The 25,236-nt window shown below is 37.6% G+C and carries 23 protein-coding genes, 1 riboswitch and 2 other annotated features; of the genes, 12 read left to right on the top strand and 11 right to left on the bottom strand.

Going from position 1 to position 25,236, the window contains the following annotated elements; all coding sequences use genetic code 11:
- Positions 1 to 402 precede the first annotated feature (402 nt).
- The 10 genes from SPD89_RS19135 to trpA all read left to right on the top strand — a co-directional run bounded on the left by SPD89_RS19135 (position 403) and on the right by trpA (position 11,524).
- A complete protein-coding gene (locus tag SPD89_RS19135; RefSeq protein WP_336263548.1) occupies positions 403 to 1,848 on the top strand; it encodes an AbgT family transporter in 1,446 nt (481 codons plus the stop codon).
- 40 nt (positions 1,849 to 1,888) lie between these two features.
- Complete coding sequence (locus SPD89_RS19130) at positions 1,889 to 3,097, top strand: amidohydrolase (RefSeq protein ID WP_336263547.1); 1,209 nt, start codon at positions 1,889 to 1,891, stop codon at positions 3,095 to 3,097.
- Positions 3,098 to 3,138: 41 nt separating this feature from the next.
- Positions 3,139 to 4,326, top strand: coding sequence for a MalY/PatB family protein (locus tag SPD89_RS19125; protein WP_336263546.1), 1,188 nt, complete (start codon positions 3,139 to 3,141; stop codon positions 4,324 to 4,326).
- A gap of 104 nt (positions 4,327 to 4,430) precedes the next feature.
- Complete coding sequence (locus SPD89_RS19120; protein WP_336263545.1) at positions 4,431 to 4,883, top strand: MarR family winged helix-turn-helix transcriptional regulator; 453 nt, start codon at positions 4,431 to 4,433, stop codon at positions 4,881 to 4,883.
- Between the two features lie 206 nt (positions 4,884 to 5,089).
- Positions 5,090 to 5,334, top strand: a binding site (T-box leader).
- Between the two features lie 49 nt (positions 5,335 to 5,383).
- Positions 5,384 to 5,645: a binding site (T-box leader), on the top strand.
- A gap of 53 nt (positions 5,646 to 5,698) precedes the next feature.
- The gene (gene trpE / locus SPD89_RS19115; protein WP_336263544.1) at positions 5,699 to 7,126 is read left to right on the top strand and encodes an anthranilate synthase component I; all 1,428 of its coding nucleotides are present in this window, start codon (positions 5,699 to 5,701) and stop codon (positions 7,124 to 7,126) included.
- The gene (trpD, locus tag SPD89_RS19110) at positions 7,110 to 8,135 is read left to right on the top strand and encodes an anthranilate phosphoribosyltransferase (protein ID WP_336263543.1); all 1,026 of its coding nucleotides are present in this window, start codon (positions 7,110 to 7,112) and stop codon (positions 8,133 to 8,135) included. The genes trpE and trpD overlap by 17 nt, the downstream gene beginning before the upstream one ends.
- Positions 8,136 to 8,927 carry an indole-3-glycerol phosphate synthase TrpC gene (gene trpC, locus SPD89_RS19105; RefSeq protein WP_336263542.1) on the top strand — a complete coding sequence of 264 codons (792 nt, stop codon included), beginning with the start codon at positions 8,136 to 8,138 and terminating at the stop codon, positions 8,925 to 8,927. It abuts the gene before it with no gap.
- Between the two features lies 1 nt (position 8,928).
- Complete coding sequence (locus SPD89_RS19100; RefSeq protein WP_336263541.1) at positions 8,929 to 9,546, top strand: phosphoribosylanthranilate isomerase; 618 nt, start codon at positions 8,929 to 8,931, stop codon at positions 9,544 to 9,546.
- A gap of 6 nt (positions 9,547 to 9,552) precedes the next feature.
- Positions 9,553 to 10,758 carry a tryptophan synthase subunit beta gene (gene trpB, locus SPD89_RS19095; protein WP_336263540.1) on the top strand — a complete coding sequence of 402 codons (1,206 nt, stop codon included), beginning with the start codon at positions 9,553 to 9,555 and terminating at the stop codon, positions 10,756 to 10,758.
- Positions 10,751 to 11,524: a tryptophan synthase subunit alpha gene (gene trpA / locus SPD89_RS19090; RefSeq protein ID WP_336263539.1), complete on the top strand. Its 774-nt coding sequence runs from the start codon at positions 10,751 to 10,753 to the stop codon at positions 11,522 to 11,524. The genes trpB and trpA overlap by 8 nt, the downstream gene beginning before the upstream one ends.
- Positions 11,525 to 11,706: 182 nt before the next feature.
- Here trpA and SPD89_RS19085 read toward each other — a convergent pair whose 3' ends face one another.
- Entirely contained in the window at positions 11,707 to 12,915 is a 1,209-nt protein-coding gene (locus tag SPD89_RS19085) for an iron-containing alcohol dehydrogenase (protein WP_336263538.1), read from the bottom strand.
- 49 nt (positions 12,916 to 12,964) lie between these two features.
- Positions 12,965 to 14,446 (bottom strand): betaine-aldehyde dehydrogenase, encoded by a 1,482-nt coding sequence (betB, locus tag SPD89_RS19080; RefSeq protein ID WP_336263537.1) that lies wholly within the window; start codon positions 14,444 to 14,446, stop codon positions 12,965 to 12,967.
- A gap of 205 nt (positions 14,447 to 14,651) precedes the next feature.
- Between betB and cudC the strand changes: the two genes are divergently transcribed.
- A complete protein-coding gene (gene cudC / locus SPD89_RS19075) occupies positions 14,652 to 15,212 on the top strand; it encodes a choline uptake/conversion transcriptional regulator CudC (RefSeq protein ID WP_336263550.1) in 561 nt (186 codons plus the stop codon).
- Positions 15,213 to 15,231: 19 nt separating this feature from the next.
- Complete coding sequence (locus SPD89_RS19070; RefSeq protein WP_336263536.1) at positions 15,232 to 16,119, top strand: glycine betaine ABC transporter substrate-binding protein; 888 nt, start codon at positions 15,232 to 15,234, stop codon at positions 16,117 to 16,119.
- Positions 16,120 to 16,157: 38 nt separating this feature from the next.
- On the opposite strand, the gene SPD89_RS19065 is transcribed toward SPD89_RS19070, so the two are convergent.
- The 9 genes from SPD89_RS19065 to SPD89_RS19020 form a co-directional block, all read right to left on the bottom strand.
- Positions 16,158 to 17,135 carry an alpha-ketoacid dehydrogenase subunit beta gene (locus tag SPD89_RS19065; RefSeq protein WP_336263535.1) on the bottom strand — a complete coding sequence of 326 codons (978 nt, stop codon included), beginning with the start codon at positions 17,133 to 17,135 and terminating at the stop codon, positions 16,158 to 16,160.
- 33 nt (positions 17,136 to 17,168) lie between these two features.
- Positions 17,169 to 18,086, bottom strand: a complete 918-nt coding sequence (locus tag SPD89_RS19060) for a thiamine pyrophosphate-dependent dehydrogenase E1 component subunit alpha (protein ID WP_336263549.1) — start codon at positions 18,084 to 18,086, stop codon at positions 17,169 to 17,171.
- Positions 18,087 to 18,151: 65 nt separating this feature from the next.
- Positions 18,152 to 19,171 (bottom strand): thiazole biosynthesis adenylyltransferase ThiF, encoded by a 1,020-nt coding sequence (locus tag SPD89_RS19055; RefSeq protein WP_336263534.1) that lies wholly within the window; start codon positions 19,169 to 19,171, stop codon positions 18,152 to 18,154.
- Positions 19,171 to 19,935 carry a thiazole synthase gene (locus SPD89_RS19050; RefSeq protein ID WP_336263533.1) on the bottom strand — a complete coding sequence of 255 codons (765 nt, stop codon included), beginning with the start codon at positions 19,933 to 19,935 and terminating at the stop codon, positions 19,171 to 19,173. Before SPD89_RS19050 ends, SPD89_RS19055 begins: the two co-directional genes overlap by 1 nt.
- A 40-nt stretch (positions 19,936 to 19,975) precedes the next feature.
- Positions 19,976 to 20,179, bottom strand: a complete 204-nt coding sequence (gene thiS / locus SPD89_RS19045) for a sulfur carrier protein ThiS (RefSeq protein WP_336263532.1) — start codon at positions 20,177 to 20,179, stop codon at positions 19,976 to 19,978.
- A gap of 5 nt (positions 20,180 to 20,184) precedes the next feature.
- Positions 20,185 to 20,790 carry a thiazole tautomerase TenI gene (tenI, locus tag SPD89_RS19040; RefSeq protein WP_336263531.1) on the bottom strand — a complete coding sequence of 202 codons (606 nt, stop codon included), beginning with the start codon at positions 20,788 to 20,790 and terminating at the stop codon, positions 20,185 to 20,187.
- Between the two features lie 90 nt (positions 20,791 to 20,880).
- Positions 20,881 to 20,988, bottom strand: a riboswitch (TPP riboswitch).
- Positions 20,989 to 22,219: 1,231 nt separating this feature from the next.
- Positions 22,220 to 22,864: a helix-turn-helix transcriptional regulator gene (locus SPD89_RS19030; RefSeq protein WP_336263530.1), complete on the bottom strand. Its 645-nt coding sequence runs from the start codon at positions 22,862 to 22,864 to the stop codon at positions 22,220 to 22,222.
- A 189-nt stretch (positions 22,865 to 23,053) separates the two neighbouring features.
- Positions 23,054 to 23,968, bottom strand: coding sequence for an ABC transporter permease (locus tag SPD89_RS19025; RefSeq protein WP_336263529.1), 915 nt, complete (start codon positions 23,966 to 23,968; stop codon positions 23,054 to 23,056).
- A gap of 14 nt (positions 23,969 to 23,982) precedes the next feature.
- A complete protein-coding gene (locus tag SPD89_RS19020) occupies positions 23,983 to 24,984 on the bottom strand; it encodes an ABC transporter permease (RefSeq protein WP_336263528.1) in 1,002 nt (333 codons plus the stop codon).
- Positions 24,985 to 25,236 lie beyond the last annotated feature (252 nt).

The following is a 25,236-nucleotide window of genomic DNA, read 5'->3' as shown; positions in this document are numbered from 1 at the left end:
CGCGATCCCCAATCCCGCGTTCCGCTTTAGGTTTGGGACATCGCAATTACCTCGCATTATATGAACTGTCCCCCTTTATTTTTACAAATTTTATTAAAAAGCTAAATTTAGGAACTTTCTATATTGACATAATTTATTATCTGTGTTATTTTAATTGAATAATTGGTAAGCGCTTTCAAAGGGCATTTAAATTAACAGAGAGGGGGATAGCGATAGCCTATAACTTTATGCAATTGTTTAGGAGCTAAAGTGAAAAAGAACAATTTTTTTTGCACTACAGTTAAGATGCTAAACCGAACAACCAGTATCCGGAAACCAAGCGACGGGATATGATTCAGAAATAAGTTTGGCCTACTAACGCAAAACATAAAAATCCAAATTAACGGGAAGGAAGTATTTTAAATGGCTAAGAATTTAAAAGTGGAAGATGGGAAAGTTCTTGAACCAAAGAAAAAGTTCAAGATGCCGCATTTACTTTGGATTATGCTGGGACTGCTTCTGATCGCAAGTCTTGCAACTTATGTTATTCCTGCAGGGAACTTCGCAGTTGACCAGGATGGAAATGTTTTAGGAGATCAGTTTAAATTTATCGGTCACCAGACTCCTGTAAGCCCTTGGGATATGCTGATGTATATTATGGATGGGTTAAATCAGTCTAGTATGATTATCTTCTTGGTCTTAGCAGCTGGAGCATCCATCAGTGTGCTTCTAGCCTCGGGTGCAATCGACAATATTTTGAACTGGTCCATCTATAAATTACAGGACAAAGGTCTTCCTGTTTTAGTAAGTGCTATGTTTATATTGGTCGTCTATATCGGGGGATTCGCCGGTAGTGACGCACTCATTGCTTTGGTGCCTATCGGCGTGATATTTGCTAGGAAACTGAAATTGGATCCCATTATAGCAATCGGTATTACGACATTCCCTGCCCTGATCGGGTTTGGTACTGGACCGCAGACGCAATTAATTCCGCAAATGATGATTGGGATTACGCCTTATTCTGGCTTCGGGCTCCGTTTCCTATTTATGAATATCTTTATGATTCTTGGATTAATCTATCTTATGCGTTACATCAAAAAAATCCAAAAAGATGAAAGCAAATCATTAATGTACAGCGAAGGCTGGAGATCCAATCTGACAGGTCAAGCGAATGTTGGTGAAGGCGGAATTAAGGAAGAGAAGCTGCAAGTAACAAGTATTCTTGCACTCGTATCTTTTATCACGCAATATTTAGTTATTGTTGGTTACTCGACAATGGGAGGAGATCTAAATCAGCTGTACAATTTCATTATTGTAATCAATATTATAACCGCGATTGTTATTGGATTATTGACACAGATGTCGTTTGATAAGATAGGGGACAGCTTTGCCAAGGGTCTTGCTTCCATGGCTTTCATCGCCTTTATAATTGGTTTGGCAAGAGTAATGTCTATCATTCTAACAGAAGGGAATATTCTGGATTCCATTGTATTCTACATGACAAAGCCTTTGATGGAGATCAATCGGAGCTTTGCGACAGTAGGAATGTCGTTTATAATTTCGATACTGAATCCGCTTATCCCATCGGCTACAAGTAAAGCAGCCATTTTGATCCCGATCATTGAACCAATTGCAGAAACGCTTCATCTTCCAAAACAGGTGGCGATCCAAGCGTTTCAGTTTGGCGATGGTTTTACAAATATGATTTCTCCTGTACTTGGGTGGACAGTCGGATCTTGTGTAGCAGCAGGGGTAACCTTCACAAAATGGGTACGCTGGGTATTGCCTGCAGTCATCATTTTTATGCTCGTTGGTTTTGTAATCCTGGTTATTTTAACATCAATCGGCTGGACTGGCGGTTCCGTATAAGAAGGAAGCATTGTCTTTTAAATAGGAAAGGATGAGAGAAATGAATACCATGACAGAGGTAAATGTATTTATCCAAAAGAGAGCGAAAGAGTTAGAACCAGAGACGATTTACCTGCGTAAGTATTTACATGAACATCCGGAACTGAGTTCGGAAGAGTACGATACAGCGAAGTTTTTAAAAGAAGAAGTGAAGAAACTGGGTCTCCAAATTGAAGAAATTGACGGGAGCACTGGTTTTACGGCATTACTTGATACTGGTAAGACTGGGAAAACGCTAGGAATCAGAGCAGATATTGATGCGCTGCCGGTGGAGGAGAACCCGAACAATCTTGCTGGTCCGCGGAAATATATTTCAAAAACCCCGGGAGTCATGCATGCTTGCGGGCATGATGGCCATATGGCGATTGTCCTGACTACCATAAAAATATTAAGTGAGATGAAGGATCACTTTAGCGGGAAAATATATTTTATTTTTGAAGAGGGAGAGGAAATTGGTTCTGGCATTGAGGTGATGGTGAAGCATCTTGAAAGTAAAGAAATTGAAGCTGTTTATGGGAATCACTTAACCGCATTTATGGACAGCGGCACAGTTAGTGTGGAACCAGGACCAAGAATGGCGGGAGCGGCACTAATTGATTTCTCCGTTCATGGAAGAAGCGGTCACGGTGCCCGACCGGACCTTTCCGTTAATCCGGTATTCGCCGCTGCCAACATTTTAACGGGATTAACAAATGCATGGACGAATCAGGTCGATGTAACAAAAACGGTTACGCTCGGTATAACCACGATTCATGGCGGTACGGCGCTCAATGTTATTCCGGATAAAGTGGATATTGGGGGAACCCTCCGCTTTTACGATATGAAAGAAGGAAAGAAGGCCGTAGAAATAATTAAAAAAGTGGCAGAACATACGGCTCAAGCACATAATTGCACGGTTACATTCAGCAAAGGATTTGGAGTCGCCGGGCAGCCGGTAATTAATGATCAGAAATTAGCTGAACTTGCCAAAATAGGAGTGGAAGAAGTGCTGCCAGGTGCTGCTATTAAGGATATTCAGTGGTTTGCATCCGAATCGTTTAGTCGATACGCAGCAATTGCCCCGACGCTTTTTGCTTTTATTGGTGTTCGTAATGACACATACGGCAGCGGTGCAGAACATCACAATGAGAAATTTGATATTGATGAAAATGCGCTAATCTATGGTGTGTTAACCACTGCTAAATTTGCGGCGGACTTTTTGTCAAAATAAAGCTTTTTGGAAAAAAATAATAATGGGATGTGCTTATAAAAATGGGATATGATTTTACAACCAGAGTGAACCGAAAAAATACGGGTTCCTATAAATGGGAGCAAATGTATCAATGGAATCCGAATGTTCCTGATGATGTGATCCCGCTATCTGTCGCAGATATGGAATTTAAAAATGCCCCGGAAATTATAGACGGTTTAAAGGACTTTTTGGATGATGCAATCCTAGGCTATACTGGACCTTATGATGCTTTTTTGAATGCTGTTGTCGACTGGCAGAAAAAAAGGCATGGCTGGGATATTGAAAAAGAATGGATTGTGAATACACCGGGTATTGTTTCAGCCTTTTATACCGCTATCCGGGCACTTTCTGAAAATGGAGACGGCGTTATCATTTTCCGTCCTGTCTATTATCCGTTTGAATCAGCAATTGTGGATAATGCACGGAAGGAAGTGAATGTACCTCTAGTTCATCATAATGGGGAATATACCATTGACTTCGAACGTTTTGCAGAAGCCGCGAGAGACCCGGAGAATAAAATTTTATTATTCTGCAGTCCGCATAACCCGGTAGGAAGAGTATGGCGGAAAGACGAATTGGAAAAATTAGCAGAAATTGTGGTTGAAAATGATCTCTTTGTTATTTCAGATGAGGTATGGTATGATTTTGTCATGCCGGGGCATAAGCATACGGTTTTTGCTGCGTTAGATGAAAAGTTAAATGACAGGCTGATTACATGCACCGCACCATCAAAAACTTTTAATCTGGCAGGAATGATGACCTCCAATATTATTATCTCAAATAAGGTGGTCAGAAAGAAGTTCAGTCGTGAATTGGAAAAGGTAAGAGGAGATATGGTCGGCATTCTAGGGCTTAAGGCTTGCGAATTGGCTTATACGAAGTCGGAGGCCTGGCTTGATGAATTGCTCCGTGTAATCGATACGAACCAGCACCTGGTGCACAATTATTTTAAAGAAAACTTTTCCGAAATAAAAGCACCATTGATTGAAGGGACTTACCTGCAATGGCTGGACTTTAATGCTCTAGGGATGACAAATGAAGAACTTGAAGAATTCCTGCATATCGATGCAGCATTTTTTACAGACGAAGGATATATATTTGGCGAAGAAGGGAACGGCTTCGAGCGAATCAATTTAGCATTGCCAACGGATGCACTGGAAGGGGCGTTGCATCGATTGGGAAAAGCATTGAAAGAAAAACGGTGTTAAGAAATAAGGTGTGAAGTCAATAAGGGAGCCAAAAAGGGGTTTGATTACTCCAGTTCATGGCTCTCCTTTGTTACTATGAAATAACAACAGAGGGGATTAGATCAGTGGATAGAAAAGCAGTCTTTAATGAACTAATGGAAACACTGTATGAGACCTCCAGATTAATTAGTAAATATGAGAGTATTCCCAGAAAATACGGGACAGAAGATGAGCTTTTTATGATGGAGGCTCATACACTTGACTTAATTGGAAACCATACAAAAATTACTACCTCCGAAATGGCAGAAATAACAAACCGTACAAAAAGTGCCGTTTCGCAAATTGTACATAAACTAACAAAAAAGGGATTGGTTGTGAAATACAGAAATCCCAACAATCATAGGGAATTATTTATCGAGCTCACTGCAAAAGGACATGTTGTATATGAATATCACAGAAAACTCGATGAAAAAGAATATGGAAAGCATTTAAAAAACCTTGAGGATTTTACAACAGAAGAATTTCAAGCATTCATTAGACTCATTAAAATACTGAACCATGAACCACCAAGAAACTAGAAAAGCCCTTGAAGGAAAATAACGGGGCACTAGGAACAGGGTCAGTGTCCTACTATGAAAAAGGTTCTGTGTGCTAAGGTATATATATAAATAGGGAACACCGAACAGCTTATATTCTGATCTCAAAAAATCTTCCGCAAAACTTATTTTATTTTAATTTCTCTTGACTTTTCAAAAAATTTCACTTAAGATTAGAATAATTAAAATATTTAGCGATGAGAAAGAGTAGTAATTTACTTTTAGGCACTTTAGAGAGCCAGTGGTGCTGAGAACTGGTGTGACTGAGTAAATGAATGGACTTTCGAGCTTTCAAACCGAAACATTATGGAGTAGGCTTTGACGAATTTGACTCTACGTTATAAGAGACAAATAGAACTGTATTTTGTTCTATTTACCAAAGTGAGCTATGATTAGCTAATAAAGGTGGTACCGCGAAGTCCTCGTCCTTTTTTCGGATGAAGGGTTTTTTTGTTTTTAAAAAGTCTTTTACTTTATACAATATCAAATCGATGCGTAAGAGAAGTACGTCTTTAAGAAGCATGAAAGAGAGCTGGGGATGGTGGGATCCCAGTATGTAGATAGGGACCGAATGGACTTACAAGAGTTTTCTTGAAAAACATCCAATGTTTAGTAGGGAAAAACGTTTTTCCGACGTTACACGGATAGGATATCGGATTTTTATATCCCGTATCTGATTTGAGATAAAGAAAGTGAACTTTCTTTAATCTGAGGTGGCACCACGGTTAAAATATCGTCCTCTACAAGCATATTACATGTGTTTGTAGGGGACTTTTTTATTTCACGGAGGTATTAAAATGATTAAACAAAAAATTAATTATAAATTGATACAAAGAAATGCAGATACTCTAACACCTGTTGGGATATTTAAACGATTAAAAGGAAAAAAGAAATTTTTGCTTGAAAGTTCCTTCCAACATGAAACAAAAGGGAAATACTCCTATATTGGAGCAAACCCCTATCAAGAAGTAGTTGGATATGGAAATAAAACCAAAGTGATTGATCTAATTACTAACGAAGAGAAAACCTTTAACCAACATGTTATAGATTATTTGAAGGAAAGTTTTCCAAAGTTCGATTTTGACCTTCCTCTACCTTTTACTGGCGGAGCAATTGGTTATGTCGCATACGATGCAATTCGACAATTTGCCGATCTCGGTGAGGAATTATCGGACGTGGCAAACATGCCAGATTACCATTTCATGATGTATCATACGATTATTATCTATGAACACCGAACGGAAAAGGCTCATATTTTAACGGTTAATCTTGATGACGCCACAGAAAAAGATTTAGAGAAACGATTATTACAAATAAATAACGAGCTTGACAAGCAAATTACTATCCCAGATCCAGAAAATAATGATGTAATATTTAAAGCCCAAATTTCAAAAGAAAAGTTTATAGAAAATGTTAAAAAGGCGAAAAGATATATTGCAAACAATGAAGCGGAACAAATTGTCCTATCCCAACGAATGATTGCAGAACTGAATGGAGATGCATTTTCATTTTACAGAGAACTACGGACTGCTAATCCGTCGCCCTATATGTTTTACATTGATTTTACGGACTATTTAATTATCGGCGCTTCGCCTGAAAGTCTCGTGCAAACAAGTGGGGATCAAGTCGTAACAAATCCAATTGCTGGAACAAGACCTAGAGGTATTTCCATAGTAGAAGATGAGGCATTAGAGAATGAACTATTATCTGATCCAAAAGAACTTTCAGAACATGATATGCTTGTAAAATTAAGTAAAACTGATTTAAACACAGTTTGTGAAAAAGCTAGTATACATGTACCAGTTTATCAAGATGTTATTAAATACGAACATGTTATGCACATCGTTTCTGAGGTTCATGGTCTATTGCAGAAAAATAAAACGAGTTTGGATGCGTTAATTGCCTGCTTACCTGCTGGAACGGTTTCAGGTTCTCCGAAAGAACGTGCGATGCAAATTATTAATGAAATTGAAACAGAACGAAGAGGAGTTTACGCAGGAGGGATTGGCTATATTTCCTTTAATCATGATATCAACTTAGCGATTGCCATTCGATCTCTCGTCATAAAAGACAACAAAGCTTATTTACAAACAGGCGCTGGAATAGTTGCAGATTCTATCCCTGAAAAAGAATATGCAGAGACACTTCATAAAGCTAAATCGTTATCGAATCTGAACGGAAATAAAATAATGGAAAGGAGATTTTCAAATGAAAACATATCTTGAAAAATTAATGAACCGTGAGAACTTAACTATAAACGAAATGAAAGAGGCGACAAATAATTGTTTCAGTAGCGACATTACAGATACAGAGATTTCTGCTTTTTTAACAGCACTACGAATTAAAGGCGAAACAGCTGATGAAATTGCTGGAATTGTTGAGGTTATTCGAGCTCAGTCAGAAATGAGTGAGATAGACTTACCTAATGTAATGGATAATTGTGGCACCGGTGGAGACAGATCAAATAGTTTTAATATTAGTACAACAACAGCATTTGTCCTAGCAGGAGCGGGAGTAAAAGTAGCGAAGCATGGAAACCGAAGTATTTCTAGTAAAACAGGGAGTGCCGATGTACTGGAACATTTGGGAGTCTCGCTCTCTTTTACAAAAGAACATACAGAAGAATTATTAGAAGAAAATAACATCGCCTTTTTATTTGCTCCACATGTTCATGCAAAATTACGTCCGTTTATGAAAATCCGTCAAGAATTAGGACTGCCGACTATTTTTAATCTGATTGGTCCTCTTACAAATCCGATTGAACTTGCGTCCCAGTTAATGGGCGTTTATCAAAGAAATACATTAGAAACAGTAGCCGAATCACTTAAAAAACTCGGTAGAAAGCGTGCAGTGGTTGTAAATGGTGCAGGTTTTATGGATGAAGCTTCTTTAGCTGGTGAAAACCACCTCGTCTTACTTGAAAATGGTGAGCTCACATCGTTTACTCTCCACCCTAGTGAAGTAGGATTACCTACTTATTCTAATGAAGAGATTCGAGGTGGAGACACAAAAGATAATGCCGCTATTTTACTAAGTGTTTTAAACAATGAAGCAAGTCCTTATTTAGATACTGTTTTACTAAATGGAGGAATTGGACTTTTTGCCAATGGAAAAACCGCCACTATTCAAGACGGGATTGATATGGCTCGTGAAAGTATCGCATCAGGTGCGGCTTTAGAACGGTTGAATAAATTAGTTAAATATAGTAAACAACTGACAAGTGAGGCGATATAGATGACCATTTTAGATAAGATTATTACAGAAAAGAAAAAAGAAGTTGCACATCTCCTTAATCAAACGTTTGATCAAGTAGCGATTGATAAAAAAGTAAAACCGTTTCAACAAATAGTTAACGATAAATCAACAATGAGTGTTATTGCCGAGATTAAAAGAGCTTCCCCTTCTAAAGGAATGATCAACCAAAATGTAGATCCTATACACCAGGCAAAAATCTACGCTGAGAATGGGGCAAGTGCTATTTCTGTACTTACAGATACTCCATTTTTTAAAGGAAGCATGGAAGACTTACGTGCTATTCGAGAAATCGTGGATATCCCAATCCTATGTAAAGATTTTATTATCGATAAGATTCAGATTGATCGTGCCAAAGCAGCGGGTGCAAATATTATTTTACTGATTGCAGCTGCACTGACTGACGCAGACCTAAAAAAACTATACGAATATTCAATAGAAAATGAATTGGAAGTTTTATGTGAAGTTCATAATAAAGAAGAAATGGAAAGAATATTAAATCTTAACGCTAAGATTATTGGCATTAATAATCGTGATTTAAAGACATTCCATGTTGACCTTGATACAACTACACGACTTGCCAGCATGGTAACAGATCCCGAGACGATTTTGATTAGTGAAAGTGGTATTCAGACAAAGGAAGATGTAGAAACAGTTGCAAAAGCTAGAGCAAAGTCTATATTAGTTGGCGAAACATTAATGCGCGCAAATAATGTTGCAGAAACGATACAACATCTACAAATACCTTTATCAACAAATAAAGCGAGGATATAACATGCTTGTTAAAATATGTGGAATCAAAACAATAGACGCAGCTATGACGGTTCAAGAAGCTGGAGCTGATTTTATTGGATTCGTTTTCGCACCGAGTAACCGAAGAATTTCCCCTATAGACGCTGCTAACATTACGAGACAATTATCACCAAAGATTAAGAAAGTCGGAGTTTTTGTGAATGAGTCTGTAGAAAACATGAAACATATTACAAAATTAGTTGGATTAGATTACGTTCAATTACATGGTGATGAACCAGCACATGTTGCTACTCAATTGCCTTATCCAATTATCAAAGCTTTTTCTATTCACACAGTTGATCCGAAAACAATCCACCATTACCCTTGTGATTATTTATTGATTGATAGCCCTGGAGAAAAATACCGTGGTGGCTCCGGGAAAGTATTTAATTGGAAGACGATCGAAGAATTACAAATTGATAAACGTAAATTAATTTTAGCAGGTGGTCTAAATGAGGCAAATGTCCAGCAAGCAATTGAATCTGTTCGGCCAATTGGTGTAGATATATCAAGTGGTGTGGAGACAGATGGCGTGAAAGATCATCAGAAGATACAATCATTTTTAAAACGAACAAAAAAAGAAATCACACAGAAAGGTTGAAATAAATTGACGTCTTATACAATGCCAAACGAACACGGCCGCTACGGAAGTTTTGGAGGCCGATTTGTCCCGGAATTACTAATGCCGGCTTTACTAGAATTAGAGAAAGCATATGAAGAGTCTAAAAAAGACAAAGCTTTTCAACAAGAATTAGATTATTATTTAAAAGAATATGTTGGTCGTGAAACGCCGCTTTATGAAGCTGATAATCTATCTCGACATCTTGGAGGAGCAAAAGTTTTCTTGAAGCGAGAAGATTTAAACCATACTGGAGCTCACAAAATTAATAACTCGATTGCGCAAGCTTTACTAGCAAAACGCATGGGGAAGAAAAAAATTGTTGCTGAAACGGGAGCCGGTCAACACGGTGTTGCTACTGCAACTATATGTGCATTATTGGATCTCGAATGTATCGTATTTATGGGGGAAGTTGATGTAAAGCGCCAAGCTTTAAATGTGTTTCGTATGGAACTTCTTGGTGCAAAGGTTGAAAGTGTCGCACAAGGAAGTGGTACGTTAAAAGATGCGGTTAACGAGGCGTTACGCTACTGGGTGAGTCATGTAGAGGATACTCATTATATTCTTGGTTCAGTCGTTGGGCCACATCCTTTCCCACAAATTGTCCGTGATTTTCAGTCTGTTATTGGTTCAGAAACGAAACGGCAAATGCTGGATAAAACAGGAATGCTCCCTGATCATGTCATCGCAGCAGTTGGCGGGGGAAGTAACGCAATGGGGATGTTTTATCCATTTATTGAAAATAACGAAGTCAAATTATACGGTATCGAAGCAGGTGGTCTTGGTCTTTCATCCAATAAACATGCAGCAACATTAACATCCGGAAAAACAGGAATTTTACACGGAACAATGACAAAACTTTTACAATCAGATGCGGGTCAAATACAAGAAGCTTTCTCCATTTCTGCAGGATTAGACTATCCTGGGGTCGGACCAGAACATAGCCATTTAGCCGAAACAAAACGAGTGACTTATGACTCGATTACAGACGAAGAAGCACTAGAAGCTTTTCAGTTATTATCTAAAACAGAAGGGATAATCCCTGCCTTGGAGAGCTCTCATGCCATTGCTTATGCAATGAAGTTAGCGAAACAAATTGATCCTAATGATACCATTGTCATTTGTTTATCTGGACGCGGAGACAAAGATGTACAACAAGTAAAAGAAAGATTAGAGGGAAATCAAAATGGGTAAGGAGAAAATCAAAAACTATTTTAATAATAAACTTGCAAACAATGAGAATTTATTTGTTCCCTACATTGTCGCGGGAGACGGTGGACTTAATAAATTAAAAAGTCGAATAGAATTTCTTGAGGAAAGCGGTGTTGCTGCGATTGAGTTAGGGATTCCTTTTTCGGATCCTGTCGCAGACGGCCCTATCATACAAGAGGCTAGTATAAGGGCTTTAGAGTATGGGACAACTTTAGCGAAAGTTTTAGAAATTCTAGAACCTTTTAAAGAGGAACGCAAAGTACCTATTATTTTAATGACATATATTAATCCGATATACGCATATGGGATTGAAAAATTTGCAGCAGACTGTGAACAAGTAGGAGTCGATGGACTTATCATTCCAGATGTGCCATTAGAAGAAGAAGCGTTAGTTGCCGAGTCTTTCTCGAAGCATCATATCGCTTTTATTCGTCTTGCCGCACTTACAAGCACACCTGATAGATTAAAAAAAATTGCAAGAAGATCAGAAGGTTTTTTATATGCTGTTTCAGTTACTGGAACAACGGGAGCAAGGGAAACTCATCATGAGCGAGTTTATTCTTATTTAGAAACATTAAAAAAATATAGTAATGTACCAGTGTTAGCAGGTTTCGGTGTATCAAGTTCAGAACAAGCGCATGAGTTGAGCAAACATTGTGATGGAGTCATTGTAGGTAGTAAAATTGTTGATCTGCTTCATCAAGAAAAAGATGAAGAAGTACGTGCATTGATTAAAGATAGTTTATAAACTTTCTTAATTTTATAGTATCGCCTCAGCCATCCGTCACAAGCTCACTTATTTAAAACGGAGCTGTTCGAAAGAAGTTTTTCAATCTAACTTATAGAAGCAAAGCCCGATAATGCCGTTAAATCAGCATTCCCGGGCTTTAAATCCCTGTAACAGACTTTTTAGACAGCTCCTTTTGGAAATTAAACTGTTTTTGGCACGATGTTAAAGCATCTTTTATACATCCACTCATAGTCCTTTAACGTTACATCTCTTGGATTTCCAACTGTTTGTGGATCTTTCAGTGCTTCTTCCGATAGTCTTTCAATTAAATCTGGTGAAACCCCTTGTTCTTCGAGACTTGGAATATCCAAATCTTCTACTAACTTGTATACTTCGTTTACAGCCGCTTTTGCTGCTTCTTCTGTCGTCATATTTGACGTGTTTACTCCAAGCGCTTTAGCAATTCGAGCAAATTTTGCCGGATGACCTTTCCAGTTGTACTCCATAACAGGCCCCATCATTGCTGCTACACATTGTCCATGTGCTACTGGAATAATGCCGCCGAGTGTTTGGGACATTGCATGTGCAGCTCCAGCTGATTCACTTCCATATGAAAGTCCTGCAAGCATAGCAGCTTGCGCCATACCATAACGCGCTTCTATATCTCCGCCATCAGCGTAGGCACGACGAATATATTTTGCCACATACTCTATTGCAAGTAATGCCACCGCATCAGTTATTGGTTGTGCATAATGCATTGTATAACATTCAATCGCATGTGCTAATGCATCAATCCCAGTCATTGCTGTTACATGTGGGGGCATAGACACATGAAGTTCTGGGTCAATAATCGTTAAATGTGCCGCAATTAATGGTCCGCCCGTATTAAACTTATACTCACGTTCTTCATCAGTAATAACTGCCCATTGTGTTACCTCTGAACCAGTACCTGCTGTTGTTGGAATTGTTGTTAATGGCGGAATTCGATTTTCAAGTGGCTTTTTACCTTCTGCCGCTTCATATTCTAAAACAGATGCATGATGCGAAATCTCTACTCCAATTGCTTTTGCAGTATCCATTGAACTCCCGCCACCGACTGCAACGAGGCCGTTACAGTTAGTTTCTTTATATAGCGCAGAACCTTCTCCAACAGAACGTACTGGAGGATTTGGTTCTACTTTATTAAATAAGACGATTTCGATTCCAGCTTCTTTTAATGATGCCTCTACAGACTTTGTTACACCAGCTTGATAGATTCCAGGGTCTGTTACTAATAAGGCTTTTGTGACACCTAAATTTTTAACTTCTTCTCCAACATATTGAGTTGCACCAATTCCATGTTTAATGGCTGTTGGCACTTCAAATTGTTGAAATGTATACATATGTTCAACTTTCATATTTAATCCCATTTAAGTTCCTCCTCGTATTTATATTCCTATTTTTTATATCTGATAACGTTTATTTTTCTTTCGTTCCAAACCAATTGATCGTCTCTGGTTGTAGATTAACGAAAACATGTTTTTGTTCTTGATATTCCTCTAATCCTGTTTTTCCTAATTCACGACCAAACCCGGATTGTTTATAACCACCCCAAGGTGCATGCGGGAAATAGATATTAAAATCATTAACCCAAACAGTGCCCATACGCATTTTTGCAACACAACGCTCTGCTTTAGCGAGATCTTTTGTCCAAACACCACCAGATAGTCCGTAAATAGAATCATTTGCTAAGGCAATCGCCTCATCTTCTGTCGTAAATTTCTCTATTGTAATGACAGGACCAAATCCTTCATTTTGAACAACAGTCATTGCTGTCATACAATTCGTTAAAATCGTTGGCATATAAAAGAAACCATTTTTCAGTTCTTCTGCATCTGGCTGTTTACCACCGATTGCAACGGTTGCACCCTCTTCAATTCCAATGTCTACATAATTTATTACCTTTTGTAAATGCTCTTTAGAAATAAGTGGACCCATTTCTGTATCTTCCTCAAATCCACTTCCTAATTTAATATTCTTTACTCTCTTCACCAATGCATCTACAAAGTCATCATGAATTGCCTCTTCCACAATTAATCTTGTCCCCGCTGAACATATTTGGCCGGCATGGAAAAAGACAGCATTTAATGCTTGATCTACCGCAATGTCAAAGTCTGCATCGGCAAAAACAATATTCGGATTTTTACCGCCAAGCTCTAATGCGACCTTTTTCACCGTATGACTTGCTGCTTGCATAATTTTTTTTCCTGTTTTAATCCCACCAGTAAACGAGACAAGATCAACATCCGGATTCTCTGAAAGCTCTGCACCTACCGTATTACCTGAACCTAATACAAGGTTTACAACACCTTTTGGTACACCTGCTTCTTCCATTAATTCAAATACTTTGATCGTCGTTAATGGCGTAATCTCACTCGGCTTCATAACAAGTGTATTCCCAGCAACAAGTGCCGGAGCCAATTTCCATGTGGCTTGCAAGAGTGGATAATTCCATGGTGTAATTTGTACACAAACTCCTACTGGTTCATAGACAACTTTACTAATAGAATTTGGTATTGGAGACTCAATTATCTCTCCTCCATCTTTATCCGCAATGTCTGCATAATACGCAAATACTCCTGCAATATCTTCCATATCCCAACGACTCTCTTCTAACGTTTTTCCAGTATCTAACGTTTCAAGCTTTGCAAGTTCTTCCTTATCTCTTTCAATTAATTCAGCTATTTTCCTTACGATAATTCCTCGTTCAATAGCTGACGTTGCCCATTCACCATGATCAAAAGCATTTCTTGCAGCTAAAATAGCTTTTTTAGCATCTGCTTTATCACTCTCTGTTACTTTCGCGGTCACTTCATTATTAAAAGGGTTAATAATTTCTCTACTTTTGTTTTTCTCAGCATAAACCCATTTTCCATCAATAAATTGTTTTTTAATCTGCAAATGAACCTCCCCCTTTTTCGTTAAGTTTGTTAAGAAAAAATTTAACGTTCTAAACAATATAAATTTAACACACCGAAAAATTATTGTCAAAGCCATCATTTAACATTGACATATAATTTGTTTACGTTAATATTAAATATATTAAGTAAACTGTGTTAAGAAAAAATTTAACAAAGTAAACAATATTCGAGGTGTACAAATGCAAATGAACCTTTCTCATAATGATCGAGCTCTAAAGACAATAGAAGAAGCCGAGAATATTGTCATTAGTGGCATTGCAGAAACAATGGATCTTTATGGTGTTACTCCTTCTACAGGGCAACTATATGGAACCATGTACTTTAAAGAGGAAATGACATTAGATGAAATGCGTGATGAACTTGGGATGAGTAAACCAAGTATGAGCACAGGCGTTAGGAAGTTGCAAGAAATAGAGATGGTTAAGAAAGTGTTTCAGCGTGGGGAAAGAAAACATAAATTTATTGCCGAAAAGGATTTCTTTAACTCTTTTATCGCTTTCTTTTGTCAAATGTGGGATCGCGAGGTTAATACAAATATGGCTGCGATTAAACAAGCACAAACGTTACTACGTGAAGTGATAGAGGATGCATCCGTTTCACCTATTATTCGAGAAAACGCGGAGAATAAATATCAATTACTCGAAGAATCTAAAAAATACTATCTCTGGTTAAAAAGCCTTGTAAAGAGTATTCGTACAGGAGAAATATACGAGTTTTTACCTAAAGATCCACCTCAAAGCAACTAAATTTCTATGGGAGGAATCTATGAAACATAAACTGAATAAGTCTGTATTGGTGATAGCAAGTATTGTTATATTGGGATTATTAGCTGCATGTGGGAGTGAGGATAGTACTAATAATAACGAAGAGGTAAACTCAAAAACTATCGAAATGGGACAAATTAGTTGGGCAGAAAATATCGCCGTAACAAATATGTGGAAAGTCATTTTGGAAGAAGAAGGGTATAAAGTGAATTTTAATCTTCTTGATATGGGGACAACGATGGCAGCACTTGCAAATAATGAACTTGATGTTAGTTTAGAAGTATGGTTACCTGTTCAAGATGCTAGTTATTTGGAACAATATAATGAACAAGTCAATTTTTCGGAAGAAACATGGTACGATAATGCAAAGGTTGGTCTCGTTGTTCCGGAATATATGGATGAAATAAATAGTATTGAAGACTTAAACAAACATCATGATTTATTTGAAGGTGCCATTGTTGGATTTGATCCAGGCGCTGGAACAATGGAAGTTACTGAAGATGTTATTACAGAATATGAACTAAACTATGAACTGCTTCCAAGTTCCGAACCGGCAATGGTGACAGAAATAAAAGAAGCGATAGAAGCAGAAGAACCTATCGTTTCTCCACTTTGGAATCCACATCGTATTTTTTCTGAAGTCGATTTAAAATATTTAGAAGACCCTAAAGAAGTATACGGCGGGGTAGAAAAAATTCACCATGCAACTCGTCAAGGCTTTGAAGAGGATTTTTCAGAAGTTGATCGTTGGTTAAAAAATTGGAAAATGGATGACGAACAAATTGGTACATTAATGAGCTATGTAGCAGACGCAGAAGAACCTATTGAAGGGGCTAAAAAATGGGTCGAAGAAAACGAAGCCGTTATAAATGAATGGGTGAACAAATGAAATTCCTAAAGGTAGTTGGGATACATCTCGACTACCTTTTATCGTCTAATTAGTTCTTTTATTTCAAAAACAATATCCTCCACTTGCGGAACAGCAGCACTTTCTAAAGTTTTATTATTAGGAATAGGAACCGGATGTCCTCCTAATCGTTTAATCGGTGCCTTTAAATTATCGAATGCTTTTTCTGCAACGATACTAGCAATTTCCGCTCCATATCCACTTCTTTTTACCGCTTCATGAACAACAAGTAAACGACCAGTTTTAGTAACGGAGTCTAATATTGATTGTTCATCTAAAGGCACTAAAGTCCGAGGATCAATAATTTCAACTGATACTTGCTCTTTTTCTAAAATTTGCGCCGCTTCCAAAGATCGTTCAACCATGATTCCGGTAGCTACAATTGTAATGTCACTGCCTTCCCTTTTTATAGCTGCTTTTCCAAGGGGAATCGTATACGGTATAATCGGAACCTCCGCTTTCTTCTTATACAGTAATTTATGTTCATAAAAAATGACAGGATTAGGATCCTCTATTGCCGAGATAAGTAACCCTTTCGCATCATATGCCGAAGATGGCTGGATCACTTTAAGCCCGGGTATATGGGTCAGCCATGCTTCTAAGCTTTGGGAATGTTGAGCTGCAGCGCCCGTTCCAGAACCGCTGGGAGTACGGACAACAAGTGGAACACTTCCCCTTCCACCATACATATACCGAATTTTTGCAGCTTGGTTGACAATTTGGTCTAGTGCTAATGTCAAAAAGTCTGAAAACTGAATGTCCACGACTGGTCGCATTCCGGTTAATGCTGCCCCAACTGCAACGCCTGTAATACCGAGTTCACTAATTGGTGTATCTCGAACGCGCTCCTCACCAAACTCCGCTAATAGACCTTTTGTAACACCAAAAGCTCCCCCATACTGACCAATGTCCTCACCTAGTAATAACACTTTTTTATCTTGTCTCATTTTCTGTGCTAATGCTTCCCTGACCGCTTCCAAATAGGTTAACTCACGCATCCAATCATCCCCTTAAGCATGAGCTCATACTTCTCATGCATAAACATCTGTAAAAAGCTCTTCCATACTTGGTTCTTTACTTTCCAAAGCAAAATTAGTTGCATTCTCTACATCTTTTTGAATCTCTTGTTTAATTCTGAACATGTCCTTTTCTACTATTTCACCAGTTTGTATAAGGAATCGTTCCAATCGCATAATTGGATCTTTTTTTCTCCACTCCTCCACTTCTTCAGCTGAACGATAAAGTTGTTTATCGCTTTTTGAATGCCCACTAAATCGATAGGTTTTCGCTTCAATAAGTGTCGGTCCTTCCCTATTTCTTGCCCGTTGCACTGCTTTCTCAGCTTCCTCTAGGACATCTAAAAGATTATTGCCATCGATTGTTACTCCAGGAAAACCATATGCTTCAGCTCGTATCGATAAATCATTAATATTCGTCATTTTCGTAATCGGACTAGACATCCCGTATTCATTATTTTCACAAACAAAAACAACCGGCAGCTTCCAGATAGATGCAAGATTTAAAGCTTCATGAAAACTTCCCTCGTTTGTCGCGCCATCTCCAAAAAAACAAACGGTTACTTCATCCTTTCCCTCTAACTGTGCTGTTAGTGCAGAGCCAACAGCAATCGGAATGCTGCCACCGACAATTCCGTTAGAGCCCAAATTACCAGCCTCCACATCGGAAATATGCATCGATCCGCCTTTCCCCTTACAGTAGCCAGTTTCTTTTCCGAATATTTCTGCCATCATTTTATTTATATCTGCACCCATGGCAATGGAATGTCCATGGCCTCGATGGGTACTTGTAATTTTATCGCCTTCTAGTAACATAGCACAGACCCCAACGGCTGTAGCTTCTTGCCCTATACAAAGGTGTGTTGTACCATGAAACAGTCCTTTTTTCATATTCCGTTCCACTTCTTTTTCAAAATAACGAATGCGAATCATTTGTTTATATAATTCAATAAAATTCCGAGCGCCTGCGTTGGATTGCACAATTTCACATCCCTTAGTTAACTCAAATAACGATGATACAATGTCTTTGCTTTTTCAACATCATTCGTTCCGTGAACTAGTGCTCTGCCGTCTTCAAAAACAACCATTCTTTCATCACCGATTGTAAAGGATAAAAGAAAGGCATTCGCTTCCACTTTTCCGCCTGTTTTTTCCAACTGTTGAGCCAGTTGCTTCAAATTACGTTGCTGCACGTTTGGCGGTCTAACTTGTACGGATGACCGACCACATAAAACAGCAGTTTTTGTCTGCTCATCAAATTGTAAAAATGGATATGTTGCTTTCTCACCACAAGAAGCACAATCTACCTTCTTCATTGATGAAACATTCATTTGAACAATTTGATTTGTCCAAACATCAAAAGAGATTAGTTTTTTTCTTAAAGCATCATAATTATCGGTCAATATTTTTAACGCTTCCGTCGTTTGGTGCACAACAACTTGACTGGCAGCTGGGTGGATAATACCAGCAGTATCACAAGTCGGTCCGCCAACCGGCACTGTTTCCATTAGACAATGAAGACATGGTGTTTCTTTAGGAACAATCGTAAAACTCATCCCATAACTTCCTACACAAGAGCCATAAATCCACGGTATTTGATGTTTTTGTGAAATATCATTCATCATCATCCGAATATCAAAATTATCGGTTGCATCTAAAATTAAATCTACGCCTTCTACAAGTTCTTCCAATTCAACCGGCGTTACATCGATAATTCTTGCTTCAATTTCAACCTCTGAATTAATCGCCTGCAACCTCTCTTTTGCAGCCACTGCTTTTGGTGTACGATTTTTTGCATCTTCCTCTATATACAATTGTTGTCTTTGTAAATTACTCCATTCGATATAATCACGATCAACAATGGTTAGTTTTCCAATTCCCGCTCTTGTTAGCATTTCAGAACTCTGGGTACCAAGTGTTCCAATTCCTATTATTAATACATGCTTTTTTGCTAACTTTTGCTGTCCCCCTTCCCCAATAGAAGGAAACAAAATTTGTCTAGAGTAACGATCCATCATTATAAACTAATCCCTTCTAAAGGGCTGCTTGCTGTCGCCGTTCTTTTCATCGGTATTCTACCAGCTTCATAGCCAAGCTTCCCTGCTTCGATTGCTAATTTCATCGCTTTTGCCATTTTAACCGGATCTTTTGCTCCGGAAACGGCTGTATTTAACAGCACTGCATCCGCCCCTAACTCCATTGCAAAAATAGCATCTTTCGGAGAACCAATTCCAGCATCTACAATAACGGGAATAGTAGCTTGTTCTGTAATGAAACTCAAATTTAATGGATTAATAATCCCTTGCCCAGAACCAATTGGTGAGGCACCCGGCATCACAGCATGAACTCCTAATTCTTCCAACCTTCTAGCAAGTACAACATCATCTGATGTATAGGTTAAAACGGTAAACCCTTCATTTAATAGCTGTTCTGACGCCTTCAATGTTTCTACTGGGTCTGGCAGCAATGTTTTATCACAGCCGATAATTTCAACCTTTACCATATGACAAATTCCCGAAGCTTGTGCTAATTTAGCAATTCTAACTGCTTCTTCCGCAGTTTTTGCTCCGGCAGTATTTGGTAAAAATTTGTACTTATCTAAATCTATCTTTTCTAAAAAATTGGGTTGACTAGGCTCAAAAATATTCATCCTTCTTACTGCAAATGTTAACACTTCTGTCTCCGAAGCAATGACTGCTTCTTTTTGAATATCAAAATCTGAAAATTTGCCTGTTCCTAGAAATAATCTTGATGTAAACTCGTAATCTCCTATTTTTAACATCGTTTTCCCTCCATTTATTTTTTATCTACATTTGAAAAAATCAACCTCCACCAACAAACTGAACAAATTCAATTTTATCTCCATCATTTATTTGAGTAGTTTCATGTTCTCCATTTTGTAAAATAACATTATTATGCTCGACAATAATGACAGGAGTCCTAAAATCAAAATGATTAATTAGTTGTGAAATCGTTTTGATCGTTCTAGGTATTTCTACTACGGAACCATTGATATGTAATTTCATTTATTTCACCTCTTTTCGTCTAATTTCTCTCGATATTTCAAGGTAGCAATCGTACAATCTTCTGCAAGCAATATCCCTGACAAAACTGCAATGCCACTTGCTCCTTCCTGTAAAACAGTAGAAAGATTAATTGGTGTAATCCCTCCTATGGCAATGACGGGAACCTTTACGCTACTAGTGATCTTGCTCAAATTTTTTAGGCCTCGTGGAGGTAATCCTATTTTTGAATTTGTCTTAAAAATATGACCATAAATTAAATAGTTCGCTCCTTGTTCTTCCTTCTCCAACGCTTCCTCTACACTATGTACAGAACAACCTATTTGTAATGAAGGAAAGTACTTTTTAACATCACATACATCTAGGCTATGAGAGGTTAGCTGTACGCCACCTACACGCCCTGTCACAGCAATATCAACCCGATCATTAATAATGATTTTTTTAGGGTCTACTCCAACTGCAATAAGTTTTCTTATAACAGCAATGTGATCCTTAGCAGTCCAATTCCTCTCACGTATATGAATAAAGTCTATCTTTGCATGAATTGCTTTAACCTTTTTTATAAATTCATCCGTTGATTGTTTTCCAGTTGAAATTATATGTAAGCCTTTCATTTGACCTCCTTTAATTCTTACCTAACTTATAATCAAAAAACCACTTTTCTGAATATATACAGGAAAGTGGTTTGCTAATAGCAAGTCTCGAATAGCAATACATCACTTCCCTTCGCTAGTTTTAACTAGATCAGGTTATAAGAATCCCGAAGTCACACTTCGATCTCAGCTTGTTTACAAGCACTCCTAGTAATAAAATATCTATGAGTCACTTCAAACCATTGATATAACAACGTTTAAAGATGACTGTTTTTATTATTCAGCACCAAATGATACGCTTTCACTAAAGGAACGGACTGTTTTTCGTTAGATTTTTTTCAACGAGTGGGCATAAACTCGGGTAAATCATTTCAAGTGTATTACCTAATCCGTCGGCAATATCAGTAGTCGGTATAAGTTGATCTATCAAGATTGTCGCATGTGTATGTCTCAAACCATGTGAACTTATTTCTTGGTATTAATATTATCTATTATATAAGTAATTGTAAAGCTAATTTAAAAATTTTTCAATATAGGTTGGATATATTTTAAGATGTGCCAAGTATTACCACATCTTTTATTCAATTACTTGTTGTTAGTTCATTATCGTTATTTGTCTATCTTTCCATAACAAAAACGGTGCAACAAACAAACTTGACTGTGTTAATAGAAGAAATCAATCTGATCATTCAGTAGCAATGATTGGAGATGGAATGAATGATGCACCGGCTCTGGCAAATGCAACAGTTGCTATTGCAATGAGCGGTGCCGGGACAGACACCTCTTTTGAAACAGCAGACATTACTCTCATGAATGATGACTTAACAAAACTCCATATACGATCTCACAAGCAGAAAGGCTTTACATATAATACATTTCGCTTCAGATTGGCACATTATTTCCGAAAACGGCACATCTTCCTTTAGATTGGCACATTATTTCCGAAAACCGGCACATTTCGCTTCAGATTGGCACATTATTTCTGAAAACGGCACATCTTCCTTCAGATTGGCACATTATTTCCGAAAACGGCACATCTTCCTTCAGATCGGCACATTATTTCCGAAAACCGGCACATCTTCCTTTAGATTGGCACATTATTTCTGAAAACGGCACATTTCGCTTCAGATCGGCACATTATTTCCGAAACCGGCACATTTCGCTTCAGATTGGCACTAAACAAAATATTTCTTTTGCTCTAGGTCTTATATTAATCACCCTTCTACTTGTCATACCTGGCTGGTTAACTATCTGGATTGCTATCATCGCTCATGTAGGCGCTATTTTGCTTGTTGTACTAAATGCGATGAGGTCGATGAACAATATGGATAACGAAAAGAACAAAGTTGGAAGTGTCCTGCAGGGTTAAGAACAGTACTTCCGTGTGTCAGAGTTAGACGAAGAATCATCAATAAGAAAGTTATTTGTGAACATTAAAAATGAGCAGGCATTATATTTTGTGTGCCTGCTCATTTTTTATTTCTCTTAAATAATTGTATATTGTATATCGTGAAACCTTCATTTTTTCAGCAATTATCGGAATGCTTTTATGGATTGAAAAAGCCCCTTTATCTTGTAAAAATCGAATCATTTCTACCCGTTCTCTTTTTCTCATAAATGGAATTGGTTTTCCAATATGATTTACCGCTTTTTTATAAAACTCATCTAACTTTTGCTCCAAGTTCTCATCTTTTTCACTTGCTGCAATTTCAATATTGTCACCTACGCGAGTAAAATCATTTACTAAGTTTTGAATCATGAGAACATTTGTGTAATCAAAATTCACCCCAAGTGCAAAATGATAATCTTCCCCTTTAGCATGAAATGTAGAGCACTTTAATAAATGATTATTTTTAGAAATCCCGTTTAAATTAACTAGATCTACACCTTTATACAGCTCATCAATATCTCTTGTTCCTAATAAATCGAGCTTATTCCCTACTTCACGGTCTGTAACATGACTGTTCGTTATATATAGGATAGAAGATTCACTATTTTCCAAGTCATGTATAACGACCTCACAGTTACTCCCAAACATTACAGAAATCCCATCAGCGATTCTTTTTAAAAAGTCTAGCATCTCTTCTCTTCCCATGAATTTTCCCCCACATAACATTCAATTAAACGAAAATATTTAATCTAAATAAAAAATTCAGTCTATTTAATTATAGCATTATTATACATAATATTCTATAATAATACAACGCTATATAGGAAAATAGTCTATTAAAAAATTAAAACTTGGATGAATGTATCTCCAAGTTTTAGACTAAATAACAATTTATTAATTTTTCATTTTTGGATCAAGGGCGTCTCTTAATCCATCACCAATTAAGTTAAACCCTAAAACAACTAACATAATTGATACCCCCGGAGCAATTAATGTCCATGGAGCCAGTTGGATAAAATCCCTGGAATCAGCTAACATTTTCCCCCATTCTGGTGTCGGAGGTTGAGCACCTAGCCCCAAGAACCCAAGTGCTGCCGCTTCTAATATTGCTGTCCCAAAGCCTAGTGTTGTTTGAACAATAATTGGGGCTAAACTATTTGGCAAAATATGATGGAAAATGATGCGGCCATTTTTCAGTCCTTGCGCTTTAGCCGCTAACACAAATTCTTCCTCACGTAAACTTATTACTTTAGAACGGACAAGTCTTCCAAAAATCGGTATATTTATTATAGCTATAGCGATTAACGCGTTTTGCAAAGACGCACCTAATATAGCAACGATAGCTATCGCAAGTAATATACTTGGAAAAGCAAGTAAAATATCAAATATTCTTGAAATAATCATATCAATCCAACGACCAAAATAACCTGCAATCATACCTAGTAGCGTTCCAAAGACAAGTGCCCCCGAAACTGCAAAAAAACCAACTTGAAGTGAAATCCTAGCACCAAATGCAATTCTAGTAAATATATCTCTACCGACATCATCTGTTCCTAACCAGTGATCAGAAGAGGGTGGCTTTAGTCGATTAACTAATACTTGTTCTTCATATCCATATGGGGTAAGCCAAGGAGCCAATATTCCCAATACAATGAAGAAAATAATAATGATAAACCCAGCTATAGCGAAATTATTTTTACGTAGTTGCCTATATGTATCACGCCACGGTGATGTCGCCTTTGGCTCTTCCTCTTCCGGGAATTCTACGGGGTCAAATAATGCTTCATCGATCTTTTCTTCACTTCTCATATTATCAGCCCCTTCTAATATTTTATCCTTGGATCAATATAGGTATAAAGTAAATCAACAATTAAATTTATAAAAACGAAAATAAAAGCTACGACTAAAATACCTGATTGAATTACGGGATAATCCCGGAAATTAATCGCTTCAAATATATAACGCCCTATACCAGGCCAACTAAATATCGTTTCTGTAAGAATTGCCCCACCTAATAAGACACCTGTCTGAAGACCAATAACTGTAAGTACTGGAATCATTGCATTTTTTAATGCATGTTTATAGATGATTAAAAACTGACCAGACCCCTTCGCCCTCACAGTTCTTATATAATCAGAATTCATTACTTCTAACATACTTGAACGTGTCATTCTGGCAATAATTGCCATCGGAATCGTTCCTAAAGCAATACTCGGTAACACTAAATGTTTAAGTGTTGTAACCAGTTTTGCAAAATCCATCTTAATCATCGTATCAATAACATAAAAATAAGTTATCGCTTCAACTGGATCCCGGCTGTTTTGCCTCCCGTTTGCAGGAAACCAACTTAACTCTTGCGCAAACACCCATTGCTGCATTAAAGCTAGCCAAAAAACTGGAATTGACACACCGACAAGTGCGATAAACATTGCCAAAAAGTCAAACCAAGAATTTTGTTTCCATGCACTAATAATCCCTGCATTTACCCCTACAAACACTGCAAATAACATTGCAAAAAACGTTAATTCAAATGTTGCTGCAATATATGGCCATATTTCTTTGGCAATAGCAGTTTTTGTTTTTAACGATGTTCCCAAATCACCTTGCAGGAGTCCTTTAAGATAAATAAAATATTGTACAAAATATGGTTCATTTAATCCCATACTATCTTCTAATTCCTTAATTGCCGCTTCTGTTGCTCCCTGTCCTAAAATTACTTGAGCAGGATTCCCTGGAATTAAATGAACGATAGAGAACGTAACTAAAGTCATTCCAAGTAAAACAGGAATTAACATTAGTAAACGTCGCATCGTATATGAGAGCATCTTTTCACCTCAATTCATATGCAAAGAGTATTTTAAAAAGTCCCTTTCGTTAGTTAGTTCTTTTAACATTCACAGTTGAAGTATACTGTGACACAACTATTTAATCACCACTAGGAAAGAATGACTCGATCTCCAAGATGTCGAGTCATTTTCCAAGACGTCGAGTCGATTGCAAACATGTCGAGTCATTTTCCAAGATGTCGAGTCATTTTCCAAGATGTCGAGTCGATTTCGAACATGTCGAGTCATTTT

Source organism: Pseudogracilibacillus sp. SO30301A (assembly GCF_037072025.1).
Taxonomy (GTDB): Bacteria; Bacillota; Bacilli; order Bacillales; family Amphibacillaceae; genus Pseudogracilibacillus.
Note: the sequence above shows the minus strand (reverse complement) of the source record. Positions and strands in the feature narration are given on the sequence as shown.

Excerpts from the sequence above, each read along its gene's own strand:
- SPD89_RS19135 (WP_336263548.1), top strand. The coding sequence starts at position 403 with ATGGCTAAGAATTTAAAAGTGGAAGATGGGAAAGTTCTTGAACCAAAG.
- SPD89_RS19130 (WP_336263547.1), top strand. The coding sequence starts at position 1,889 with ATGAATACCATGACAGAGGTAAATGTATTTATCCAAAAGAGAGCGAAA.
- SPD89_RS19125 (WP_336263546.1), top strand. The coding sequence starts at position 3,139 with ATGGGATATGATTTTACAACCAGAGTGAACCGAAAAAATACGGGTTCC.
- trpE (WP_336263544.1), top strand. The coding sequence starts at position 5,699 with ATGATTAAACAAAAAATTAATTATAAATTGATACAAAGAAATGCAGAT.
- trpD (WP_336263543.1), top strand. The coding sequence starts at position 7,110 with ATGAAAACATATCTTGAAAAATTAATGAACCGTGAGAACTTAACTATA.
- trpC (WP_336263542.1), top strand. The coding sequence starts at position 8,136 with ATGACCATTTTAGATAAGATTATTACAGAAAAGAAAAAAGAAGTTGCA.
- SPD89_RS19100 (WP_336263541.1), top strand. The coding sequence starts at position 8,929 with ATGCTTGTTAAAATATGTGGAATCAAAACAATAGACGCAGCTATGACG.
- trpA (WP_336263539.1), top strand. The coding sequence starts at position 10,751 with ATGGGTAAGGAGAAAATCAAAAACTATTTTAATAATAAACTTGCAAAC.
- SPD89_RS19085 (WP_336263538.1), bottom strand. The coding sequence starts at position 12,915 with ATGGGATTAAATATGAAAGTTGAACATATGTATACATTTCAACAATTT.
- cudC (WP_336263550.1), top strand. The coding sequence starts at position 14,652 with ATGAACCTTTCTCATAATGATCGAGCTCTAAAGACAATAGAAGAAGCC.
- SPD89_RS19070 (WP_336263536.1), top strand. The coding sequence starts at position 15,232 with ATGAAACATAAACTGAATAAGTCTGTATTGGTGATAGCAAGTATTGTT.
- SPD89_RS19065 (WP_336263535.1), bottom strand. The coding sequence starts at position 17,135 with ATGCGTGAGTTAACCTATTTGGAAGCGGTCAGGGAAGCATTAGCACAG.
- SPD89_RS19060 (WP_336263549.1), bottom strand. The coding sequence starts at position 18,086 with ATGATTCGCATTCGTTATTTTGAAAAAGAAGTGGAACGGAATATGAAA.
- SPD89_RS19055 (WP_336263534.1), bottom strand. The coding sequence starts at position 19,171 with ATGATGGATCGTTACTCTAGACAAATTTTGTTTCCTTCTATTGGGGAA.
- SPD89_RS19050 (WP_336263533.1), bottom strand. The coding sequence starts at position 19,935 with ATGTTAAAAATAGGAGATTACGAGTTTACATCAAGATTATTTCTAGGA.
- thiS (WP_336263532.1), bottom strand. The coding sequence starts at position 20,179 with ATGAAATTACATATCAATGGTTCCGTAGTAGAAATACCTAGAACGATC.
- tenI (WP_336263531.1), bottom strand. The coding sequence starts at position 20,790 with ATGAAAGGCTTACATATAATTTCAACTGGAAAACAATCAACGGATGAA.
- SPD89_RS19030 (WP_336263530.1), bottom strand. The coding sequence starts at position 22,864 with ATGGGAAGAGAAGAGATGCTAGACTTTTTAAAAAGAATCGCTGATGGG.
- SPD89_RS19025 (WP_336263529.1), bottom strand. The coding sequence starts at position 23,968 with ATGAGAAGTGAAGAAAAGATCGATGAAGCATTATTTGACCCCGTAGAA.
- SPD89_RS19020 (WP_336263528.1), bottom strand. The coding sequence starts at position 24,984 with ATGCTCTCATATACGATGCGACGTTTACTAATGTTAATTCCTGTTTTA.